Origin of the sequence: Mycobacterium sp. (assembly GCF_032162605.1) — a bacterium.
Classification (GTDB): domain Bacteria; phylum Actinomycetota; class Actinomycetes; order Mycobacteriales; family Mycobacteriaceae; genus Mycobacterium.
Map to the genome: position 1 here is coordinate 1 of NZ_JAVROT010000505.1, position 3,923 is coordinate 3,923.

3 protein-coding genes and 1 pseudogene are annotated in these 3,923 nt (G+C 67.3%); 3 read left to right on the top strand and 1 reads right to left on the bottom strand.

From position 1 onward, the window contains the following. Position 1 precedes the first annotated feature (1 nt). From QOI01_RS27955 to QOI01_RS27965, 3 genes and pseudogenes are all read left to right on the top strand, one after another. Positions 2-1,162 carry an alpha-hydroxy-acid oxidizing protein gene (locus tag QOI01_RS27955; RefSeq protein WP_526386403.1) on the top strand — a complete coding sequence of 387 codons (1,161 nt, stop codon included), beginning with the start codon at positions 2-4 and terminating at the stop codon, positions 1,160-1,162. Positions 1,163-1,213: 51 nt separating this feature from the next. Then, a complete protein-coding gene (locus QOI01_RS27960) occupies positions 1,214-2,749 on the top strand; it encodes a GAF domain-containing sensor histidine kinase (RefSeq protein WP_526386404.1) in 1,536 nt (511 codons plus the stop codon). A 233-nt stretch (positions 2,750-2,982) separates the two neighbouring features. Then, positions 2,983-3,195 (top strand): annotated as a pseudogene (locus tag QOI01_RS27965) (transposase); the annotation flags it as partial. A gap of 96 nt (positions 3,196-3,291) precedes the next feature. On the opposite strand, the gene QOI01_RS27970 reads toward QOI01_RS27965, so the two are convergent. Beyond that, positions 3,292-3,923, bottom strand: a 632-nt coding sequence (locus QOI01_RS27970) for an alpha/beta hydrolase (protein ID WP_526386405.1), incomplete at its 5' end; no start/stop codon positions are given.

Consider the following 3,923-nt stretch of genomic DNA (forward strand, 5'->3'; position numbering starts at 1 on the left):
CATATCGCAGTACGGCGATTACCAGTTCGACATCTACTTCGACGGCCTGGAGGGCCGGATGCCGAAGTATCCGGTCGATTTCGCCGCGCTGGAGCGCGCGGCGACCGAGGTGCTGCCCCCGTGGGTGCTCTCCTACGTCGCCGGTGGCGCTGGTGACGAGGGCACGCAGCGCGGCAACGTGGATGCGTTTTCCCGCTATGGGATCGTGCCCCGCATGCTCAACGGCGCCACCGAGCGCGACCTGTCAGTGTCACTGTTCGACATGCGGCTGCCGACCCCGTTGTTCATGTGCCCGATCGGGGTCATCGGGCTGTGCTCACAGGATTTCCACGGCGACATCGCGGTGGCCAAGGCCTCCGCGCAGACCGGCATCCCGATGGTGGCCTCAACACTGACCCAGGACCGCATGGAAGACGTGGTGCCGCACGCCGGCGATACCCCGGGACTGTTCCAGCTCTACACGCCGACCGACAAAGACCTGGCCGCCAGCTTCGTGCACCGCGCCGAGCAGGCGGGCTACCGCGGCATTGTGGTCACGCTGGACACCTGGACCACCGGATGGCGACCGCGTGATCTGAACGCGGGCAACTTCCCCCAACTGCGCAGCTACGTGCTGGCGAACTACTTCACCGACGAGGCGTTCCTCAACCGACTGGCCAAGCCGCCTGCCGAGGACCTCAAGGCTGCGGCCCTGGAATGGATCAAGATCTGGGGCAACTCGCTGCACTGGGATGATCTGAGCTGGCTGCGCTCGCTGACGACGCTGCCCATTCTGCTCAAGGGCATCCAGCACCCCGAAGATGTGCGCCGGGCCAAGGATTACGGTGTCGACGGCATCTACTGCTCCAACCACGGCGGCCGCCAGGCCAACGGCGGGCTGCCCGCTCTCGACGCGCTGCCCCACGTCGTGGCGGCCGCCGAGGGGATGCCGGTGTTGTTCGACTCCGGTGTGCGCAGCGGCGCCGACGTCGCCAAAGCCCTTGCGCTGGGAGCCACCGCGGTCGGCGTCGGCCGCCCGTATGCCTACGCGCTGGCCGTCGGCGGCAGCGACGGCGTCGTGTCCCAGCTACGCGCCGTGCTTGCCGAACTGGACCTACTCATGGCGATCGATGGTTTCCCCACCATCGCCGATCTGCGCGCGGCGGGCGCCCAACGTGTCTGATCGGCGCGTCCCCCTCGCGGCAACTCCGGCGCGCACATAGGGCCGGTACCGATGCACGAACGCTTGGCGTCGATGTTGGTGCGCCCGACGCCGGTGCCGCTGACGATTGGGCTAGGGGTCGCCGCGTCGCTCATTGTGGTGGAAACCGTTGTGGTGCATCTACTCAAGCAGGTGGCCCCCGCGAGCGTCTTCGCCGTGGTCTATCTGATCGGCGTCCTGGTGGTCTCGACCGGGTGGGGGTTCGGGTTAGCGGCGATGATGTCGGTGGGCAGCACCGTTGCCTTCGACTACTTCGTTATCGAGCCGGTCGGGAGCGTGACGGTCACCGGCCCTGGGGATTGGGTGGCAGTCGCCGTCTTTCTGGTGGTCGCGCTATTGGGCAGCACCCTGGCGGATATGGCCCGACGCGCCGCTGGGGCGGATCAACGCCGCCGCGAGGCCGAGGTAAGCCGTGACGAGTTCGGCCTGATTGCGCGGCAGCAGGCCGCGTTGCGGCGGATTGCGACACTGGTCGCCCGCGGGCGGCCCGCGTCGGAGGTGTTCTCCGCGGTGACAAAGGAGTTGGCCCGGGTCCTCGATGTGCCCCACTCGGCCCTGGTGCGCTACGAACCCGATGGCGCGTCGGTGCTGCTTGCGGGCCTCGACGAGCCCGGGTTGGCGGAAACGCCGGTCGACAAACGGTTTTCACTCGAGGGCGAGAACGTCCCGGCGATGGTGCTCCGCACCGGCCGCCCCGCCCGCATGGACAGCCACGACAACCCCAACGGCCCCGCCGCCGCGCACATACGTGAGCTGGGCATCCGCTGCGGCGTCGGAGCGCCGATCATCGTCGACGGCCGCCTGTGGGGCGCGGCCCTCGTCGGGTCGAGGCAAGCCGAACCTTTGCCATCCGACACCGAAGCCCGCATCGCCGACTTCACCGACCTGGTCGCGACTGCGATCGCCAACGCCGAGACCCGCGCGGAGCTCACCGCGTCTCGGGCGCGGGTCGTCGCGGCCGCCGATGAGGCCCGGCGCCGCGTCGAACGCGATCTGCACGACGGCGCCCAACAGCGGCTGGTCTCACTCGGGCTGGCCCTTCGTACCGCGGAGGCGTCAGTGCTGCCCGAACAGCAGGCGCTCAAGGAGCAGATGTCCGACATCGTTACCGGTCTGGCCGGCGTCTCGCAGGACGTACGGGAGATCTCACGCGGGATCCACCCGGCGATCCTGTCCAAAGGAGGACTGGGCCCCGCGCTCAAGACGCTGGCCCGGCGCTCTACCGTCCGCGTCGAACTCGACGTCGGTGTCGATCGACGGTTGCCGGAGTGTGCCGAAGTGGCTGCCTACTACGTCGTGGCCGAGGCCCTCACCAATGCGGCCAAACACGCACGAGCCTGCGAAGTGAGCGTGTGTGTCGACATCGAGGGTGCCAACCTTCGTCTGTCGATTCGAGACGATGGAATCGGAGGGGCCGACACCCGCAATGGGTCCGGACTCACCGGCCTTATAGACCGCATTGAGGCCCTCGGCGGCACTATGGCGATCTCCAGTCACACCGGAACCGGGACGTCGCTGCTCGTTAACATCCCGCTCGAAGTCCACTGACCGAGCAGCCTGAACTACCTTAGGAGTCACAGCAATGATCCCAGTAGCCACCGAATCGAATCTGCCGCCGTTGGCGGTCACCGGCGCCACCGGAGCCATCGGTGGTCAGGTGGCACGCATTCTGGCTGATGCCGGTGTCGCGCAGCGACTCCTGGTCCGCAGGGTGGCCAAAGCCCCCGACCTGCCGCGGTCGACGGCGGTGAGTTGTTCCTACGGCGATCGCGCAGCGGCCACCGAAGCAGCGCGGGAGCAACGAGAACAGCAACGGGTTGTTGCGCCAGTACCTTCCCAAGAGCACCGACCTCAACCGGTTCACACCCGTGCACCTGCGAGCGGTCGAGGACGAGATCAACGGCCGTCCCCGCCGTGTCCTCGGAGACCGAAACCCTGCAGAACTTTTCACTGCACTGCTAGCCTCGCCACACCATCAAACGTTGCGACGATGACTAGAACCCGCCAGGTCAACCGCGGCACAATTTCGATACGCGCGACGGAGCCTCGCGGGTTCGACCGCCTGCCGAGCTCTGGTTGGGCGGACCGGTTCACATGCGGCCCTCGGTTGCGTGTTGGGAGATGGACGAGGTGTTTCGGGCGCTTGCCGATCCGAGCCGGCCTGCCGCCTGACAGCCTGAATGCCCGCAATGGACAGAGCCTGCGGGAGTTGTGCGCCGGGGTTTTCGATGGCACGGCAGTCGGTCAGCAAGCTCCTGGCGGGTGCTCGAACCTGGCACTGGGACTGGTGCTGAGCCCGCGGTCGCCGAGGTCGCGGGCCGGATGATTGCGACAGCGCTGTAGGACGGATGCGTAGGGAGCAAATCCTCTTCAGCACGTCTTATGACGGCATTGCGAATGCCTGGCGGAGCACGTGAATCGCCTGCTCGATGGCGGCGGTGGCCGCGGACGGTGCCGCGCAAGGGGTTGAGCAGCATGAACTCGTGGATGGTGCCGTTGTAGCGCACACTTGCCGTGCGCACACCCGCCTCGGTGAGCCTGCGGGCGTAGGCTTCCCCTTCGTCGCGCAGGACGTCGTTCTCATCGACGATCACCAAGGCCTCGGGCAAGCCGGCCAGGTCGTCGAGGCTGGCACGCAGCGGTGAGGCGGTGATCTCGGCGCGCCTGTCTTGCTCGGGCAGGTAGGTATCCCAGTACCAGGCCATGGCCCTGGCGGTCAGGA